Consider the following 17,783-nt stretch of genomic DNA (forward strand, 5'->3'; position numbering starts at 1 on the left):
TTCCGGGCATGGCTTTTTTTTCGATAATCATACCGCTCTACAACAAACAGGACTATATTGAAAACACCTTAAAAAGTATTTTCAATCAGACCTTTACTGATTTTGAAATCATTATTGTTAATGACGGCTCTACCGACAACAGCTATAATCTTGTCCAATCACTATCCGATAAAAGGATACGATTATTTTCTACTGAAAACCGCGGTGTTTCTGCGGCCAGAAATTTTGCCATGAGCAACGCTACAGGAGAATATTTTGCCTTTATGGATGCCGATGATTTCTGGTATCCGCAGCATCTGGAAAAAATTGCCTATACCCTATCAAAATACAATCACCTGAGCGTTTTTACGACCTTACTGGAAGTGGAAACCCGAAATGGTGTTTTTCCCGGCAATTATACTCATCTTTCCGAAGCCGAAATCCAGGAAGTCGATTTATTTGAAACCAGTCTTGCCCGTACTATTCTATCGGGTTCTACAACTGTTATCCATAAAAATGTCCGTCAAAAAATAGGCCCTTTCAACGAACAGTTGTCTAACGGTGAAGATACCGAGTACTGGATCCGTATAGGATTTAACTATAAAATAGGGGTTTACAATGCCATTACCGCCCGGCACGTTTATGTATCCGGAAGCTTGTCCCATCATACCTTTGATATGAAAAAGCATTGCCATTTTGAGCAGTTTGCCGAAATGGAAAAAAATAATCCGCCGGCCAAAAAAATGATCGATATCAATCGTTTTTCATTAGCCCTTCAATGCAAGATCAATCGGGACATTGAAAACTACCGCATGCTGACAAACAGCATTAACAGGGAAAGTCTGTCGGCGAAACAGCGTTTGTTGCTGCGCCTTCCGCCGCAAATATTAGTTTTACTACAGCAGTTCAAAGGGTTTCTGGAACGAAAGAATATCCGTTTAACGGCTTTTTGATTCCAAAAAGTCCTTGTATTCGCGTATATAATCTTCTTCGGCAAAAACATCGGAAGAAACCACCAGGCATATTGCTCCTGAAGAAAAATTTTCCAGTTCACGCCAGATACCTTCCCGGATCAGCAGGCCTTTATCCGGTCTGTTTAGCGTTACTTTTTCCTTGTGACTGCCATTATCCAGAACCACGTCAAAACTGCCGCTAAGCGCTATTAAAAACTCTTTTTGCTCAATATGCGAATGTCCGCCGCGATATGCCCCGCTCGGAACATCAAACAGATAATAGATACGCTTTACTTCAAACGGTACCGTGTTTTTCTCAATAACCGCAAGATTCCCTCTGGGGTCTGTTATTTTAGGAATATCGATAAATACTGCTATGGGTGTATTCTTATTCATATACTTTATCTGCTTTCGTATTAAGGAGAAATTTATAGTCTTTAATTCCTCTTAAACCTACTAAAAATTTTGATTTAATCTGTGCTAATGGGGTATAATTTTTCCGGATCAGGAAGAACATATACTTTAGAAGATAGTAATAGGCGCCAAAACCAAACCGTTTGTAAAATCCGGCCATTTTCGCATAGATCAGCCTGTCGGAAGCCACCGCATCACTGGAAGAATAACTTTCATGCACAACAATGGTTTCCGGGCAGAAAAACAGTTTCAAACCGCTATAAAATGCCCGGCGAAGAAAATACAGCGTTTCGGCATCTTCAAATTTTGCTCCCAGACCAAACCACTCGTTATACACACAATTCTTTGCCTGTAGCGCCTCCCGGTTTGCCGTAACTTCAATGGACAGTATTTTATTGAGCTTCCGGCTGTTCAGTTCCTTCCCTTCTGCCGGGTATTTACTGTACAGTTTACCCTCTTTGGTCTGGGTCCGGAAACAGATAATGGAAGCTTCTGTATTGTTATTATAAGCCTGAATGATCTTTTGCTGAAAATTTTCCGGGTAAATCACATCGTCATCGGCAATCAGCACAATTTTTCCAAGCGCGTTTTGAAGTGCCAGATTACGGCTTTTTGAAAGTCCTCTTTCAAACGAATTGATCACCCTTACATTTGGATAATCGGAGTGTAGCAAACAGTTTTCATCCGTCTGATTAACAATCAGCAGCCGAAAACCGGTATAAGAAGCAAACGGAAACAGCTGATTTAAGAAATCCAGTGAATTGCGATTCATCGTGGCAATCAAAATTTCTAAATCTTCATTTTTAAATGCGTTCTCCAATTTGTTTTTATATTTACACAAATATAAAAATTTCTACATCGGTAATGAAAATACTTTTAATTGGCGAATACAGCCGGCTTCACAATTCTTTAAAGGAAGGACTGTCTGCTTTAGGACATGACGTTACTTTAATCGGTTCCGGAGATAATTTCAAAAATTATGATGTAGATTTTTCGCTCCGCGCTCAGTTTACAACCCGTTATTGGGTAGTCCGGAAATTCAAGAATGCGGTTTACCGGTTTACCGGTTTCGACCTGGAAAAGACCGAACGGGCCATCCGCTTTTATTTTCTCCTGCCCAAACTAAAAGGTTTCGACCATATTCAGCTGATTAATTCCGATGCGCTTGAAACACATCCCAAAGCAAGTTTATGGCTGTACAAAAAGTTGTTCTCCCAAAACAGGAACAGCATTTCCCTTTTGGTTTGTGGTGATGAAACAGCTGTGAACGACTATTTGCTTAAAGACGAACTCCGCTATTCGGTATTAACCCCCTATCTGCAAGACCGTTCGTTACAAAAACAGTTCGCATTTTCTTTAAAATACACCCGTCCCGATTACCGGAAAGTATTCAACTGGCTGACAACTCATTGCAATAGCATAATTGTTTCCGACATGGATTATAAGATTCCGATGGAAGCAATGCAGTATTCCGTTGCTTTTATTCCGAATCCGATCAATACCGATACCCTTTTATTCCGGGAAAACGAGATCAGCGGCAAGGTGGTCATCTTTTTAGGGATCAACAGGCTCAGTTATATCAAAAAGGGCATTTCCTATTTTGAAGAGGCATTGGCTATTATTCAACAACGATTCCCGGAACAGGTGGAACTGCTCATTACCGAAAACGTTCCTTACAGTACCTATATCAATTCCTATAACCGCGCCCATATCGTACTGGATCAGGTTTACGGATTCGACCAGGGATATAATGCTTTGGAAGCGATGACCAAAGGAAAAGTGGTCTTTACCGGAGCCGAAACAGAGTTTACTGCCTATTTCCACCTCCATGAAAAAGTAGCGATCAATGCAACGCCTGATGTTGACGAGCTCGTAAATGAATTAACCTGCCTGATCCAAAATCCGGAAGAGATTAGCGCAATTGGAAAAAGAGCCCGTTCTTTTATTGAAAAGGAGCACCATTATAAAATGATTGCTGAAAGGTATATTTCCGAATGGAAAAAAAAGAAAGAGAAGTAAATTACTTCTCTTTCTTTCATTATTTTTTCATGAATTTAATTGTTTCATTATAACTATCACCCAGCATTTTTACCAAATACATTCCGGCAGATAAATTAGAAACATTTACGTCAAAAGTTGTCCCCTTTTGTACAGAACTGTAAACTAATTTTCCATAAATATCATAAATTTCTAAAACAACTTCCTCTTTTGTTTCTGAACTTAAACTAATTGTAAAAGAGCCGTTATTTGGATTAGGGTATAAATTAGTTAAGTTTCCTAATCCTGTATTTACATTTTTATCAAGATTACGCTGTTTTGGATTTATTTGTGTTGGCACATTACAGATTTCATTAACAGATTTCACTTTCAAGTCAACAAATCCTGTACTACCTGGATAATAATCGCCACTTAAAATTTCAATATTATTTCTAGAAGTAAAATCAAGTGTTGCATTACCGGTGACATAATTATCCTGCATCTTAATTTTATAAGGGGCTGTCCTTAGATTAAAATCCCATCTATCAATTATTCTATTCTTTACCTCAACCGTCCCCAAAGGTAATCCCATATCTTTTGCCATTTTTACTGCTTGGTAAGCATCTAATCTTCCTGCTCCTAATCTCCCTAAGTATGGTAAGTTATCTGGAATCGTATCATTTTTAAAAGCTGTCAATTTTAAAATACTTTCAATTTCATCTGGAAAAAGACACGGATTAATCCCAAACATTAAACCAACGGTACCGGTAACCATAGGTGCAGAAAAAGAAGTTCCTCCTCCATAAGCATAAGTTGCCGTATTATTTGAATAGGCCCCTCCGGTTAATATGTTTCTACCTGGAGCTGATAAATCCACATTAATATTATGGGTTCCGTTATAAGGAGGATATGGGTTCAAATGTACATCTTTCCAGTTTTTAGGCTCCGTTCCCGCTGTACCAATATTAAATTCATGCCCAACAACTGTTACAGAAATAACATGATTTAATGATGCCGGATAATGATCTATATCCGGGCCAAGAGAACAGCTATGCTGTCCATTACCAGCAGCAGCAACAAGTACAACTCCACTATTCCAAACCTGATCAATTATTAATTGCCCATATTGAGACTCTAAAGGCATTTTATTACAGCTCCCCCAACTCATATTAATGACTCTTGCTCCACTATTTGCGATAGGGATAAGTGCTGAAAATCCCTCCCCAGATTTTATAGTTGCGTTAAATCCCATCGCTGCCATCCCGATACCATTATCTGTCGCCGCGCCAGCAATTAGTCCTACCTGCGTTCCATGTCCCATTGATAAAGCTGAAGGATTGGATCCAATTACATTAACGCTTTTTCCCAACAGATCTTCATGGCTCACGTTCATCTGTTCCGCTATACCAATAGCCACATTATTTGCCTTAGAGATGTCCCAAGCTTGGGGAGCACCAACAAAACTAAGTTCTGGCTGTGCCATCGCAGAACTTCCAGAAACCACCATATCATTTGGAATATACAATAGTTCAATAGGCCTTATCGCTTCATGTCTGCCAAAATAACTACTGTAATCAGCTTCAATTTTTTCAATTAAAGCAGGATTGCACCCAATTACATATACAACTTTCAGTAATTCGCTATTTGCTCCTGGAAACGCCAGTTTAAAATCCGTTACTGTATAATTGCTGAATAATTCTGTTAACGTTACATCTTTAAAGTTTAAAGAGATTTTTCCATTTTGTGCAATTACTTTAGGTACATTATTGAGATTCGGAATCTCAAGATAATAAGCCTTTATTTCTTTATCGCCTTGTGAATATAAATCTGAGGTAATAAAAAATATAACTAAAAATATTAATAAATGCTTTTTCATGATTAGTCTTTCTTTAATTGACTTTTCACAGCTTGCAATTCTTTATTCATTTCAATTATATACAAAGTAAGTTCCTCTACTTTTTGCAGTAATAATTTATTCATCTCACCTAATTCTATTCCATTTTCTTCTACCTCTTTAGCAGATGGGATATCTTTTAAATGTCCTTTTTCTTTAATATGTTTTTCCACTTGTTGCAAAGTAGGTAAATTATAATCCGACTCAAAAACATAATCTGCCCAAGTAGTATATACTTTTACCCTATGTGCTCTTACGGCTCCATTAACCGATAACCTGTAAGTATCAACACCATCAGTGAAATTACTAGACCCAATTCCTATATTAGCATCAGTTAATATATTCCCTTCAATTTTTGAGCTTCCTCTAACCACAAACTTATGTTGTGGCAAATAATCTCCAAAACCACCTATCACTACTCTCGAATTTGTCTTAGGAAAATGCATATATACATTATCATTTCCATCTTCAAAAATTTTCATTGTTTCCTGTTGCGCTTTATTCAACATAATCATCTGGGTATTCCCGCCTGTTTCAGCAATAAATCGGTACCTTCCAAAATTACCTCTATCTTCTATACCAAAATAAACCGACGATTTAGTATCAAAATTGGATTTAGGAAAATCAAAATATTTTAATGTTCTCCATGTTGTAGATCCGTTAACCAATTGACCAAAATTCAATACAGAAGATTTATAAAATCTTTCATCTGCATTTATAAAGTTTTGTCCGTCAGGTAAATTTTGATCTGCAGTCACTGAAGTGGCTCTAACATTTCCAATCACCTCTAATTTTGATTGAGGAGAAGTAGTTCCTATTCCTACGTTTCCATTGATTGGAAAAACATTATTCTGTGCTTTCAAAACCGATACAGACAACACATAAATCAAACTAATAAGTAAATACTTTTTCATTTTTTTTTATTAAGGTTAGTATCACAAATAAACTTAATATTTCAAACAAAAAGCACAAAATGAGAATATTTATACATTAATATTAGCGTTTATTCCTAAAATAAACACCCAAAACACATAAATAAACAAAATACGTTATCGTATGCCCTATAACCACTCCTTTGATGCCAAAAGCGTTGATACAGTAAATGCTGGCGATATAAAGAATCAGCAGTGAGGTAATCTCGGTAATAATAAAATCCCTGGTGAGCTTTTTTGCAAAAAACTGCATACCCAGGATGAGCGAAGCACCTTTAAAAAAGTCACCGGCCAATTGCCAGAAAAACAATTCGGAAACCGGTTTAAAATCAGCTGTAAACAGCAGGGTAATCAGAAAATCCTTTAACCCGTAAACCAGTAACAGTCCTAAACCAAACAACGGCATAATGGTTTTATAATAGCTCCAAAACACTTTTTTCGTTTCGGTATTATTTTGTGCTTCAACCAGTTTCGGCAAGAAATACACCGACAATAAAGTCCCGATAAACATTAAATAATAGGACGATATCCGGCTTATTGCTTCCCAATATCCGGCTTCTTTGATCCCAATCGTTTCAATAACATTATTCCGTATTGCCAGATACACCAAAGGTCCGGCAAAGCCCGAAACCAATGTCATTAAAGTATAAGACGACATTAACCGGATAACTCCGGAATCAAATGACCGGTAAGTTATATTTTTCAGAAACGCATATTCTTTATTGATGTAATAAAACGAAACGAAAAACAGTAAAGACGGTGTGAGCACAACCGACAATAAAGCCCCGAAAGTCCGGAACTGGCTGATCAGCACTACAGATAACAGCAATCCGATCAGGTTTCCGAATATTGCGATATAAATCACCCGTTTAAACTGCCCCAGACCATTAATGATCGAAACCAGCAATACATTCACTATATACCAGGGCAAGGCCAATGCCAGAACCTTAAAAATGGCTTTATATTGAAAACTGCTTCCAAACAAACGGGTATTCCAGTAATCTGCTCCGAAAAACAAGAGTAAGCTGATTGCCAATGCGGTAAACACCAAGGTTATAAAAACCGTTGAAATGATCTTTTTCAGCGCCTCATTATCCGCTTTATTTTCGGCTACATATTTTACCGTTCCGTTTTGAAATCCAAGGGTAGCAACCGTTTCTATTGACGACAGGAAGTTCCGGAGATTCCCCACGAGCGCCATGCCGTTCGGGCCTACGAAAACAGCAATAATTTTTGAAGTAATCAGTCCTATGCCTATTTTCAATAATACGCTGATGCTGTTTAAAGAGGTTACTTTAAACAAGGTGGACTTCAATATTTCTTTGTTATACCGCAAGCTAATATTGGTTTAACATCTGAATAATATGTGTAATCTCCGTATCGGTCAAAGCCGAATGGAGCGGGATACTCAAAACTTCCCGGTGTATTTTTTCGGTGATCGGGAAAGACAAACCATGAAACTGCGGCAATGCTTTTTGCTGATGCGGCGGAACCGGATAGTGTATCAGTGTACCGATACCGTTTTCCTTTAAATATGCCGCCAGCATATCCCGGTTTGCTGTTTGCACAACAAACAGATGAAAGGCATGATTTTCAGAACCGTCATAATAAGGCAACGCAATTTTCGGGTTGTTAATCTCCGCCAGATAGCGCTTTACGATTTTTCTTCGTTGCTGATTTTCGGCATCAACAGCAGGTAATTTTATATTTAAAACGCCGGCCTGCAATTCATCCAAACGGCTGTTTACGCCTATAAAGTCGTTGATATATTTCACTTCCGAGCCGTAATTACGTAAAGCGGAAATCATCTTAGCCAGGGCTTCATCATTTGTAGTAACCGCACCGGCATCGCCCAAAGCGCCCAGGTTTTTCCCAGGATAAAAACTAAATCCGGCAGCATGACCGATATTACCCGCTTTCTTTCCGTTTAAAACGGCACCATGCGCCTGGGCTGCATCTTCAATGACCAATACGTCATGCTGTTCCGCAAGTTCCATAATCCGGTTCATATCCGCCAATTGCCCGTACAGGTGAACCGCTAAAACGGCTTTCGTTTTCGGGCTGACCGCTTTTTCCATCGCTATCGGGCTGATGTTGTATGTATCCGGATCGGGTTCTGCCAATACCGGAACCAGATCCGCCTGCAAAACAGCTAAAATACTGGCGATATATGTATTCGCCGGTACGATAACCTCATCCCCTTTCCGGAGTTTTCCCAATTCGATATACGCTTTTAAAATAAGCGTTAAAGCATCCAGTCCGTTTCCAACGCCTATGCAGTATTTCACACCGCAGTAGGCTGCAAAACCGGCTTCAAATGTTTTCACTTCATTTCCTAAAATATACCATCCGCCTGCTAAAAAAGATTCGAATTTCTCTTTCAGAAGCGGTTCATAAGGCTGGTTTATTTTTTTGAGATCTAAAAACGGTATCATATTAGTACGTTGTCAAGATTAGAAAAATTGGCGGTATTCACTTTATAGAAATTCTGAACAATCGTTCTGGCTCCAAAACTTTCTTTCCAGAAGGATAAGCCCTGATTGATATTTTTCCCCTGGTTTTCGTTGGAAATACCAAAATCAAAATAGTTTTTATTATGGAACACGCTTGTCAGCAAATAGTGGTGCAGGAAATCCAGGCTACCCGACTCATTTTTAGTTTCATTACCCGATATATATTGCAGATGCGCAACTTCCGGTGTTTCAAATACGGTAGTTCCGGCTACAAGCTGCTCTCCGGAATACACATTAAACTGCCGGATATTCTGAGGGAATTTCGCCTGTAAACCGGTTATTTCTTCCAAAGAATGCACAGGTTTTGCGCCGTGTTTTTTTTGCAGATTGGGTACCAGTATTTCGTTCCAGAACGATTCAAAACCGGTTGTTTCTTTTACTATCAATTGATTTTTCACCCCTTTTGCCACTCCTTCTTTCCTTCCTTTATCCAATCTGACCGGGTTGTTCATCTGTATTACCGCCATACTGTCTCTTCGAATCAGTTCGGCTTCAGTCAGAAACAATATGTATTCCAGTTCTTCCGAAGGATATGCCGTATAAATGTGGGGCAGTATTTTTAAATAAAGTGTGGCAATCCCGTTTTCATGCAGAAATTGTAAAACCGCTTTAAAGATCTTCAGGATTTTTTCCAGTTTCAGTTTATCGGAATAAACCAGTCCGCCATAGGTTAACCCCTGATGGGAATGCAGTACATTACCGGTAATATTAGCCGGCAAAACAGCAACAAGTTTTTCTTTTTCGAAAACCAATAAGGAATGGTCTTCAAACCGGTCCTGATGGTATTCCATAAAATCACGGTGAAAAAGAAATGTGGCATTCTTGGCCTGATTTATAAAATCATTCCATGCAATAAAATCTTTTTTACTGTATTTTCTTATAATGTAATTTTCCACGCAAGTCCTATAAACTTTGGAAATGTACTACTTTTTTATGAATTTTTTGTTTTAGAATTCATCCATTTTACAACATATTAGTATTTTGGTATTCAAATAATTAGTATTTTTAGAACCATTTAATTGCTAATTAAAATGCCGGTGATAAGACAATTACACCTTATTATCTTATTTCTTTCCTTGTTTTTACCTGATTCCGCAAAGAGTCAGGACATCAGTCTGTACCATCAATTCAACGGACGTTATGACTTTACATTTATAGGCAATACCCTGAATCCGCAGGAGAATTCTTTTCAGACTGTTCCGGCGGTTTATACCACCTCATCGGCCAGTTTAAATTTAGCACCCGGAAATAGTATTAAAAAGGCATATCTGTATTGGGCAGGCTGCGGTCCGGGAGATTTCAACATCAAATTAAACAATCAACCCATCACTGCCGACCGGACATTCAGCCATGAAAGAACCACATCGGGGATTACATTGGGCTATTTCAGCGCTTTTAAAGACGTGACCACATTGGTACAGCAGTCCGGAAACGGCGAATATACTGTATCCGACCTGGATGTATCGGACTATATCGCTGCTCATTTTCAGCGAAAAACAAACTTTGCCGGCTGGGCCATCATCATTGTTTATGAAAACAGCAGTCTCCCGTTAAACCAGTTAAATATTTATGACGGTATGCAGGCTGTTCCGGACATCATTAACATTACCCTTTCCAGCCTGAATGTAATTGACAATCAAAATGCCCGGATCGGGTTTTTAGCCTGGGAAGGCGATAGGGATATTGCTGTGAACGAAACCCTGCGCATTAATGGTAATGTACTGAGCAATCCGCCTTTAAATCCGGCAAACAATGCTTTTAACGGCACAAACAGTATCACCGGCAGTTCCGTGCTTTACAATATGGATCTGGACATTTATGATATTCAGGACAATATTCATGTGGGCGATACCACAGCAGCTATAGAACTGACTTCCGGCCAGGATTTTGTAATGGTAAATGCCATCGTTACCAAATTAAACAGCCAGCTTCCCGACGCTACGGTAAGCATTGACGATATTGGCCTGACCTGTAATTCCAGAGCGGTAACCATAGATTTTACCGTTTACAACCTGGAAAGCACCAATGCGCTGCCGCAGGGAACCAAAATTAAGATCTATGCCAATGACAATCTGGTTGGTACTTTTGCCACCCTGCACGCTATCCCGGTAGACGGACAGGAAAGCCAGTTGGTAACCGTTCAGATTCCCGAAACCGTTTTTTCGCCTTTCGATTTGAAAATCGTGGTAGATCCGGATGAACAGGTTATAGAAATTAACGAAGACAACAATACTTTCCACACCAGTGTTACAACAATCATATCGCCAAAAATCAATACTCCGGAGCCTTTAAAAGTCTGCAATAAAGGTATGGGTTCCGGTTATTTTGATTTTTCAGATTATGAAAATATCGTCAAAACCAATCCCAATCAGACTGTCAGCTTCCATGAGAGCAGTGCCGATGCGGAAAATAACATCAATCCGATAACAAATACGTTTCATTATTTTGTAGCCCATGCCCCTAAAGAAATCTTTGTGCGCGTTACAGATGAAAACTGCCACACCATTACTTCTTTTACACTAAACACCTATAACTGCCCTCCTAACGTCTATAATGCCGTATCGCCAAACGGAGACAATCTTAACGACACCTTTTTTATTGACGGGCTGCGTAATATCTTTTTGAATTTTGAGCTTTTTATTTACAACCGATGGGGTAAATTAGTATGGAGCGGCAATCATGCTTCCGATGACTGGAGCGGTTTTATTAAAGACGGCGTAGGACATCAACTGGCTCCGGAAGGAACTTATTTTTATATCTTAAAACTAAACGACCCGGATTATCCCGATGCGTTAACGGGGTATTTATACCTTACGCGTTAGCGGTTTTCCTTGTGCTCCAGAGTGGGCAGCGACCATTGGAATTTTACAGCCATTAACCGGATAACGATAATCACAACGGAAGTGGTCAGATACAACACATCCTCGGCTACATTCCATTTTTTTAAAAGAAAGAAAACAACACCGCCAATAATACAAATGGTAGCATAAATCTCTTTTCTGAAAATTACCGGAATGTCATTGCACAGAATATCCCGGATAACACCGCCGAAACAGGCTGTCATCGTACCCAAAGCGATACAAATAATGGGGTGAAGATGGATCGCAATCCCTTTTTCGAGTCCGATTAACGTGAAAACACCCAAACCGACCGTATCAAACAGGAATAAAGAAGTTCTTAATTTGTCCAGACTTTTCCGGAACACTAAGGCTAAAAAATACCCTAAGGTAATCATGTAAACATAGTCCAGATTTTGCATCCACCCTACAGGCGTGCGTCCAATAAGGACATCCCGCAGCGTACCGCCGCCAACAGCGGTAACAAAGGCAATTATAAAAACACCAAACGGGTCCATTTTTTTATTCATTGCCGTTAAGGCTCCGGATAAAGCAAAAGCCATAGTCCCTAAAATATCAAGTAGCTGAAACATTCTTTTCTTTTTATTATTCTTTGATAAGCACCAATACTGCCTACATATTACGGGTGTAGTAGTTGTAGTCTTTTAAAATTGTTCGTATAAAATCACTGTCGTTCCCGGACTGGCTTTTTATTCCGGCAACCGATTCCACTTTTTCCCTTAATTTGTATATAATATTAAAGTCTTGCCCGCGTAAAGCCGCTTCAAAGGTTTCTTTAATAATCCGGACGTCATTATCCGAAAGTTTGATCACCAACGGATATGTCGGCACATAATCGTTATCGATTTCCTGCAGGATCGTATGATTGATATTGACATTTTGCTTTAAGCTGATCACCGCTGTTCCGGCAGCCATATCGCCCAACCGCTGGTTCTTTTTAGTCGCTACAATTGCAATCAGCCCGATAAGGCCGTATCCGATACTGAATTCTACAATACGAAAAAGCCAGCGCATTAAGTAATCGCCAAAACCAGCCTGATAGCCGTCAATCTTAATGACTTTAATTTTCAGGATCTTTTTACCGAACGTCTGCCCTTCCATCAGGCTTTCCTGTAGTAAGGAATACAGCATTACCGGCAGTGCAAAAAGCATGATCACAGCTCCTTTCGTCCACATATCCGCATTTCTCAGAAATTCACTAATGCCCAGCCAGTAAAAAAAGATATAAAAAACGGCAATACCATACGCTATTTTAATAACCGTATCCAGAATTTGCGCAACAATCCGGTCACCCACGGAAGCAGTCCTGAAACTTATATTAACATTTTGCGTAGTAACTATTGATAATTCTGACATATTTTATATTTTAGCTGTTTGTGAATTATGAGAGAAGTTGCGTTTATAAAACAAAATAAAGAAAAATGGCTTGAATTTGAGCAAGCAATCTTCGGTAAATCTAAAAAAAATCCGGATGAGCTGGCCAGTTTGTATATTCATTTAATGAATGACCTCTCCTATGCACAAACGTACTATCCTAAAAGCAAGACCGTTGTTTACCTGAATTACCTGGCTTCTCAGATATACCAGAAAATTTACAAGACCAAAAGAGAAGAAACGAACCGGCTGGTTTATTTCTTTAAAACCGAAGTTCCGTTACTTGTTTACGAATACCGCCGTTACCTGCTTTATGCCTTTATCCTGTTCTTTATGAGTGTGGGTATCGGAGTGCTTTCGGCTCAAAATGACGCTACTTTTGTACGACTGATACTGAGTGATGGCTATGTCAATCAGACCCTTGAAAACATAAAAGACGGAAATCCCGTTGCGATATACAAAAGCGGCAGCAACTGGTCGACCTTTATCGGGATCACCATAAACAACCTGATGGTGGGCATGCGCTGCTATATTTACGGGATCTTTGCCGGTATCGGTACCTTTTTTGTACTGATCCAAAACGCCATTATGCTGGGTTCTTTCCAATACTTTTTTTATCAGGAAAAAGTATTTTGGGAAAGTGTACGCGGTATCTGGATTCACGGCGCAATGGAAATTTTTGGTATCGTGATCGAATCAGCCGCCGGTTTTATTTTGGGTGCCAGTATCTTATTCCCGAAAACGTTCTCCCGACTGAATTCTTTTAAAACCGGTTTTAAAAACAGTCTGAAAATATTCCTGAGTACGATTCCTTTTACCATCGCAGCAGGATTTCTGGAAGGTTTTATTACCCGTTATTCCATCGATATGCCCAGAGCATTGAATGTCCTGATCATTGTAGGCACGCTGGCGCTTATTTCATATTATTACCTGATCTATCCTTTTATTCTCCATAAAAAACACCATAGAAAACATGTTCCAACTTTTTAAACGAAGAAATTTCAGTGAATTTGTAGGTGACACGTTTACCTTTTTTAATCTTTACGGGAAACATTATTTCAAAAACTACCTTATCATAAACGGCGGCTTACTGCTCATTTTATTAGTATTGGTTTATTTTGTGTCGCAAATTTTCTTTGAAGGATTTTTTTCCAATATAAGCACCGGATTTTCAGACAACCAGCTGGATGCCATTATCAATAACAATATCGGATTGTTTATCGGCTCCGGAGCCTTCGCAATGATACTGATCCTGCTCATCAGCTTACTCAGCTATACTTATCCTGTAGTCTATTTAAACCTGTCTGAGAAAAACACTGCTTTTTCAACAGGGGATATTGTTAATGCCATTAAAGCCAAAACCGGTAAGGTAATAACCTTTTTCCTGGCCTCACTGGTCATCGTCTTCCCGCTTCTGGCAATCGGGCTTGCCCTGTGTTTTGCCCTGATCTTCATTATCATCGGGATACCGATAATCATGATTTTTATCCCGGCTTTTATCAGTTGGTATTCGTTAAGTTTTTATGATTACCTTTCAACAGACAACGGTTATTTTGAATCCCTGGGAAGAGGATGGAAAATGATGCAGCCGAAAATATGGCATGTGGTTGGCTCCACCATCATCATGTATATCATTATACAGGTCGCTATGGGAATTATCACCATGATTCCTTACGTTATGGGTGTTGCCTCGATATTTACAGATCTGGATAATCCCAATGCCGTACCGAATCCCGAAAAATTTTCCTTTTTTATGATGATGATGGTTCTGGTAATGGTACTTTCCATTTTACTGAACTTTATTTTTCAGAATCTGCTTCTCGTTAATCATGGCATCGTTTATTATAGCCTCCGGGAAGAATCGGAAAACAATACCCCAAAAAGTGAAATTGATTTGATTGGAACAGACCGTGAATAAATTCATCGCATACATATTACTTTTCTTTCTTTGCTTACCGCTTTCGGCACAACCGAAAACCGGAACGAATGCTGCTGTGGTAAAAGAAACAGCTCCGGTTCGGATCGATTCTTCGGTGACCACAATAATACCGTTTAAAAAAGATTTTAAAGAACATTACCAGGGCGACGATTTTCAGTATGAAACAATTGTAAAAGAGCCTACCGTTTGGGATAATTTTAAAGCCTGGCTGCTGCATTGGCTTGAACGCATCTTCTCCTCAGGCATAAATGGCAGAAACTTAACGGCTTTTGAGATCATCGTTAAAATCCTGGTTTTTGCAATCATTATTTTTATCGTTTACCTGATCGTTAAAACAATCCTTAACAAAGAAGGGAAATGGATTTTTGGAAAATCATCCAAAAAGAAAATTACCACGGCCAATATCACGGAAGAAGACATTCACAATATCGATTTTCAAAAAATGATCCGCGATTCCAAGAACAAACAGGATTATCGTCTCAGCATCCGGTACTATTACCTGTGGCTGCTAAAACGACTGTCTGACAGAACGCTGATAGAATGGGACATCGAAAAAACCAATTCCGACTACCTGTATGAACTTAAAGACGAAAAGCTCCGCCAGGATTTCAAATACCTGTCGTATATCTATGACTACAGCTGGTATGGTGAATTTGAGCTGAATGAAGCGGTATTTGAAAAATCGGAAAAAGCATTCGTAAACACAATAAATTCCATCTGATGAACAGGACACTGAAAATATATATCGCATTTTTGGTACTGATTATCGCTGGAATAATCGCTTTGGATACCAACCGGTCAAAACCGATCAACTGGGCACCAACCTATGCCACTCAGGACAAAATTCCGCTGGGTTTATATGTCCTGGATCACGAGATCAAAGATTTATTTCCCAAACAGAAGATCGAACGTTTCGGGACTTCCGTTTATGAATATTTTGACCCGAAATACAATTTTGCCGATTCCACCTATAACGCCAAAGGAACCGTCCTGATCATTGCCGAAGGAAGTGATCTTGACCCGACTTCGACAGATGAATTATTATATTTTGTCGATCACGGAAATACGGCTTTCCTGAGTATGAAAAGCTTTCCGGAAAAAATTGCCGACACTTTAAAATTCAGCCTGGAGAGCGATTTTGCTTTCGCAGATAAAATAAAATTCAGCCTGACCGCTAAAAATGTCAGACAGCAGTCATTTGAGTTCGACAGAGGAGCCGGCTCCGTATATTTTAATTCCATTGACACCTTAAGTACCCAGATATTGGGTTATCAGGAAACCAATGCCGTAAAAACGGTTAACTTTATCAAGGTACCTTATGGAATGGGTTATTTTTACCTGCACACACAGCCCACTGCTTTTTCAAATTACAGTTTGCTGAAAGGCAACAATGCGGCTTATTGTGCTGCAATACTGGGAAAAATCCCAAAAACAGGAAGCCTGTACTGGCAGTCTTACAGCTATAACGACAACAATATATCCAGCTCACCGATGCGCTACATCCTGAGTCAGCCCGCTTTAAAATGGGCCTGGTATCTTTTCCTTATCGGCATGCTGATCTTTATGATTTTTAACGCCAAACGCCGCCAAAGAGTCATCCCGATCAAAATACCACTGCAAAATACCACTGTGGATTTTACAAAAACAATTGGTAATTTGTATTTACAGGAAGGCAATCACCACCTGATCATTGAAAAAAAGATCATTTATTTCCTTGAAAAAGTGCGCAATGACTATATGTTGGATACTTTTGATTTAGACGAGAATTTTATACAGCGCCTGCATCAGAAAACAGGAAAGGACAAAGCCCTGATCGAAAATGTTGTCCGATTGATCAAAAAACACAGAAATCATTTAGAAAGCTCCCAAAAGGACGTTATCGAAATCAGTAAAGCAATAGAAAAATTAAAGTAATATGGATACTTTTGACAATAATCACACCGAGCAAACCGAACAAACTGAAAATGTAAATTTCGGGACACGACTGGATCTTACCGCTCTTTTAGAGAGTGTAAACAATATTAAAAAAGAATTGGGAACGGTAATTGTCGGTCAGGAAAAAATCATTGACCAGCTTTTAGCCGCGATCCTTTCCAACGGTCACGTTTTATTGGAAGGTGTTCCGGGCGTTGCCAAAACAATTACGGCAAAATTGCTTTCCAAAACGCTGGATCTGGGTTTCAGCCGCATCCAGTTTACACCGGATTTAATGCCTTCTGATATTTTAGGAACTTCTGTTTTCGATTTGTCAAAATCGGCTTTTGAGTTTAAAAAAGGACCTGTTTTTTCAAATTTCATCCTGATTGACGAGATCAACCGTGCCCCGGCAAAAACACAGGCGGCACTTTTTGAAGTTATGGAAGAACGCCAGATAACCATTGATGGCAAAACCTATGTCCTGGATACGCCGTTTTTGGTAATTGCAACCCAAAACCCGATTGAACAGGAAGGTACCTACCGTTTACCGGAAGCACAGCTGGATCGTTTCCTTTTCAAAATCAATATTGATTACCCTAATCTGGACGAAGAAATTGCCATTATTCAACGGGAGAATGTATTGCAGGACCGAAACAAACTGGAATCGGTTAAACAGGTGGTCATTAAAAGCGATATCCTGAATTATCAGAGCCTGGTAAAACAGATTATCATCGAACAAAACCTGATCGAATACATTGCCAAAATCGTGATGAATTCCCGTGAAAATGCCTTTTTATATCTGGGTGCTTCTCCCCGTGCTTCCATTGCCATTTTAAACGCTTCGAAAGCTTTTGCTGCGCTTCGCGGACGGGATTTCGTAACGCCGGAAGACATCAAAGAAGCCGCCATACCGGTATTACAGCATCGTGTGGTCGTTACACCGGAACGTGAAATGGAAGGTATTACCAGTACCGAAATTATCCGACAGATTGTCGATACCGTTGAAATTCCGCGATAAACCTTAGTTTCGTTT

Annotated in this window: 17 protein-coding genes; 8 read left to right on the top strand and 9 right to left on the bottom strand. The window is 39.4% G+C overall.

The window, feature by feature from the left end; genetic code table 11:
- Positions 1-8 precede the first annotated feature (8 nt).
- Positions 9-932: a glycosyltransferase family 2 protein gene (locus BGO42_RS16810; protein WP_273243832.1), complete on the top strand. Its 924-nt coding sequence runs from the start codon at positions 9-11 to the stop codon at positions 930-932.
- Here BGO42_RS16810 and BGO42_RS16815 read toward each other — a convergent pair.
- Both BGO42_RS16815 and BGO42_RS16820 read right to left on the bottom strand, forming a co-directional pair.
- Positions 918-1,328, bottom strand: a complete 411-nt coding sequence (locus BGO42_RS16815; protein ID WP_177735820.1) for a sugar 3,4-ketoisomerase — start codon at positions 1,326-1,328, stop codon at positions 918-920. The genes BGO42_RS16810 and BGO42_RS16815 overlap by 15 nt on opposite strands.
- The gene (locus BGO42_RS16820) at positions 1,321-2,166 is read right to left on the bottom strand and encodes a glycosyltransferase family 2 protein (protein WP_273243834.1); all 846 of its coding nucleotides are present in this window, start codon (positions 2,164-2,166) and stop codon (positions 1,321-1,323) included. Before BGO42_RS16820 ends, BGO42_RS16815 begins: the two co-directional genes overlap by 8 nt.
- A 44-nt stretch (positions 2,167-2,210) precedes the next feature.
- Between BGO42_RS16820 and BGO42_RS16825 the strand changes: the two genes are divergently transcribed.
- Positions 2,211-3,365: a glycosyltransferase family protein gene (locus BGO42_RS16825; protein WP_273243836.1), complete on the top strand. Its 1,155-nt coding sequence runs from the start codon at positions 2,211-2,213 to the stop codon at positions 3,363-3,365.
- 19 nt (positions 3,366-3,384) lie between these two features.
- Here the strand turns inward: BGO42_RS16825 and BGO42_RS16830 are convergent, their stop codons facing one another.
- The 5 genes from BGO42_RS16830 to BGO42_RS16850 form a co-directional block, all read right to left on the bottom strand.
- Positions 3,385-5,199 carry a S8 family peptidase gene (locus BGO42_RS16830; RefSeq protein ID WP_273243838.1) on the bottom strand — a complete coding sequence of 605 codons (1,815 nt, stop codon included), beginning with the start codon at positions 5,197-5,199 and terminating at the stop codon, positions 3,385-3,387.
- Positions 5,200-5,201: 2 nt separating this feature from the next.
- Positions 5,202-6,131 (bottom strand): hypothetical protein, encoded by a 930-nt coding sequence (locus BGO42_RS16835; RefSeq protein ID WP_273243840.1) that lies wholly within the window; start codon positions 6,129-6,131, stop codon positions 5,202-5,204.
- An 82-nt stretch (positions 6,132-6,213) separates the two neighbouring features.
- Complete coding sequence (locus BGO42_RS16840; RefSeq protein ID WP_273243842.1) at positions 6,214-7,464, bottom strand: O-antigen translocase; 1,251 nt, start codon at positions 7,462-7,464, stop codon at positions 6,214-6,216.
- A 22-nt stretch (positions 7,465-7,486) separates the two neighbouring features.
- Entirely contained in the window at positions 7,487-8,584 is a 1,098-nt protein-coding gene (locus BGO42_RS16845) for a DegT/DnrJ/EryC1/StrS family aminotransferase (protein WP_273243844.1), read from the bottom strand.
- A complete protein-coding gene (locus BGO42_RS16850; protein ID WP_273243845.1) occupies positions 8,581-9,558 on the bottom strand; it encodes a GNAT family N-acetyltransferase in 978 nt (325 codons plus the stop codon). The genes BGO42_RS16845 and BGO42_RS16850 overlap by 4 nt, the downstream gene beginning before the upstream one ends.
- A gap of 135 nt (positions 9,559-9,693) precedes the next feature.
- Between BGO42_RS16850 and BGO42_RS16855 the strand changes: the two genes are divergently transcribed.
- A complete protein-coding gene (locus BGO42_RS16855; RefSeq protein ID WP_273243847.1) occupies positions 9,694-11,484 on the top strand; it encodes a T9SS type B sorting domain-containing protein in 1,791 nt (596 codons plus the stop codon).
- Here BGO42_RS16855 and BGO42_RS16860 read toward each other — a convergent pair.
- The gene (locus tag BGO42_RS16860; RefSeq protein ID WP_177735836.1) at positions 11,481-12,092 is read right to left on the bottom strand and encodes a trimeric intracellular cation channel family protein; all 612 of its coding nucleotides are present in this window, start codon (positions 12,090-12,092) and stop codon (positions 11,481-11,483) included. The genes BGO42_RS16855 and BGO42_RS16860 overlap by 4 nt on opposite strands.
- 40 nt (positions 12,093-12,132) lie before the next feature.
- Positions 12,133-12,876 (bottom strand): RDD family protein, encoded by a 744-nt coding sequence (locus BGO42_RS16865; RefSeq protein WP_177735838.1) that lies wholly within the window; start codon positions 12,874-12,876, stop codon positions 12,133-12,135.
- Positions 12,877-12,903: 27 nt separating this feature from the next.
- Here BGO42_RS16865 and BGO42_RS16870 point away from each other — a divergent pair, with 27 nt between their 5' ends.
- The 5 genes from BGO42_RS16870 to BGO42_RS16890 are packed head-to-tail and all read left to right on the top strand — an operon-like array spanning position 12,904 to position 17,768.
- Entirely contained in the window at positions 12,904-13,884 is a 981-nt protein-coding gene (locus tag BGO42_RS16870; protein WP_273243850.1) for a stage II sporulation protein M, read from the top strand.
- Complete coding sequence (locus BGO42_RS16875) at positions 13,868-14,812, top strand: hypothetical protein (RefSeq protein WP_273243852.1); 945 nt, start codon at positions 13,868-13,870, stop codon at positions 14,810-14,812. Before BGO42_RS16870 ends, BGO42_RS16875 begins: the two co-directional genes overlap by 17 nt.
- Entirely contained in the window at positions 14,793-15,554 is a 762-nt protein-coding gene (locus BGO42_RS16880) for a DUF4129 domain-containing protein (protein ID WP_177735844.1), read from the top strand. The genes BGO42_RS16875 and BGO42_RS16880 overlap by 20 nt, the downstream gene beginning before the upstream one ends.
- Complete coding sequence (locus BGO42_RS16885) at positions 15,554-16,747, top strand: DUF4350 domain-containing protein (protein WP_273243854.1); 1,194 nt, start codon at positions 15,554-15,556, stop codon at positions 16,745-16,747. Before BGO42_RS16880 ends, BGO42_RS16885 begins: the two co-directional genes overlap by 1 nt.
- A 1-nt stretch (position 16,748) precedes the next feature.
- Entirely contained in the window at positions 16,749-17,768 is a 1,020-nt protein-coding gene (locus BGO42_RS16890) for an AAA family ATPase (RefSeq protein WP_177735848.1), read from the top strand.
- The last annotated feature ends 15 nt before the right edge of the window (positions 17,769-17,783 follow it).

The sequence above is a fragment of the Flavobacterium sp. 40-81 genome, from assembly GCF_001898245.1.
GTDB classification, from domain to species: Bacteria; Bacteroidota; Bacteroidia; order Flavobacteriales; family Flavobacteriaceae; genus Flavobacterium; species Flavobacterium inviolabile.

Excerpts from the sequence above, each read along its gene's own strand:
- BGO42_RS16810 (WP_273243832.1), top strand. The coding sequence starts at position 9 with ATGGCTTTTTTTTCGATAATCATACCGCTCTACAACAAACAGGACTAT.
- BGO42_RS16815 (WP_177735820.1), bottom strand. The coding sequence starts at position 1,328 with ATGAATAAGAATACACCCATAGCAGTATTTATCGATATTCCTAAAATA.
- BGO42_RS16825 (WP_273243836.1), top strand. The coding sequence starts at position 2,211 with ATGAAAATACTTTTAATTGGCGAATACAGCCGGCTTCACAATTCTTTA.
- BGO42_RS16830 (WP_273243838.1), bottom strand. The coding sequence starts at position 5,199 with ATGAAAAAGCATTTATTAATATTTTTAGTTATATTTTTTATTACCTCA.
- BGO42_RS16835 (WP_273243840.1), bottom strand. The coding sequence starts at position 6,131 with ATGAAAAAGTATTTACTTATTAGTTTGATTTATGTGTTGTCTGTATCG.
- BGO42_RS16845 (WP_273243844.1), bottom strand. The coding sequence starts at position 8,584 with ATGATACCGTTTTTAGATCTCAAAAAAATAAACCAGCCTTATGAACCG.
- BGO42_RS16855 (WP_273243847.1), top strand. The coding sequence starts at position 9,694 with ATGCCGGTGATAAGACAATTACACCTTATTATCTTATTTCTTTCCTTG.
- BGO42_RS16860 (WP_177735836.1), bottom strand. The coding sequence starts at position 12,092 with ATGTTTCAGCTACTTGATATTTTAGGGACTATGGCTTTTGCTTTATCC.
- BGO42_RS16865 (WP_177735838.1), bottom strand. The coding sequence starts at position 12,876 with ATGTCAGAATTATCAATAGTTACTACGCAAAATGTTAATATAAGTTTC.
- BGO42_RS16870 (WP_273243850.1), top strand. The coding sequence starts at position 12,904 with ATGAGAGAAGTTGCGTTTATAAAACAAAATAAAGAAAAATGGCTTGAA.
- BGO42_RS16875 (WP_273243852.1), top strand. The coding sequence starts at position 13,868 with ATGTTCCAACTTTTTAAACGAAGAAATTTCAGTGAATTTGTAGGTGAC.
- BGO42_RS16885 (WP_273243854.1), top strand. The coding sequence starts at position 15,554 with ATGAACAGGACACTGAAAATATATATCGCATTTTTGGTACTGATTATC.
- BGO42_RS16890 (WP_177735848.1), top strand. The coding sequence starts at position 16,749 with ATGGATACTTTTGACAATAATCACACCGAGCAAACCGAACAAACTGAA.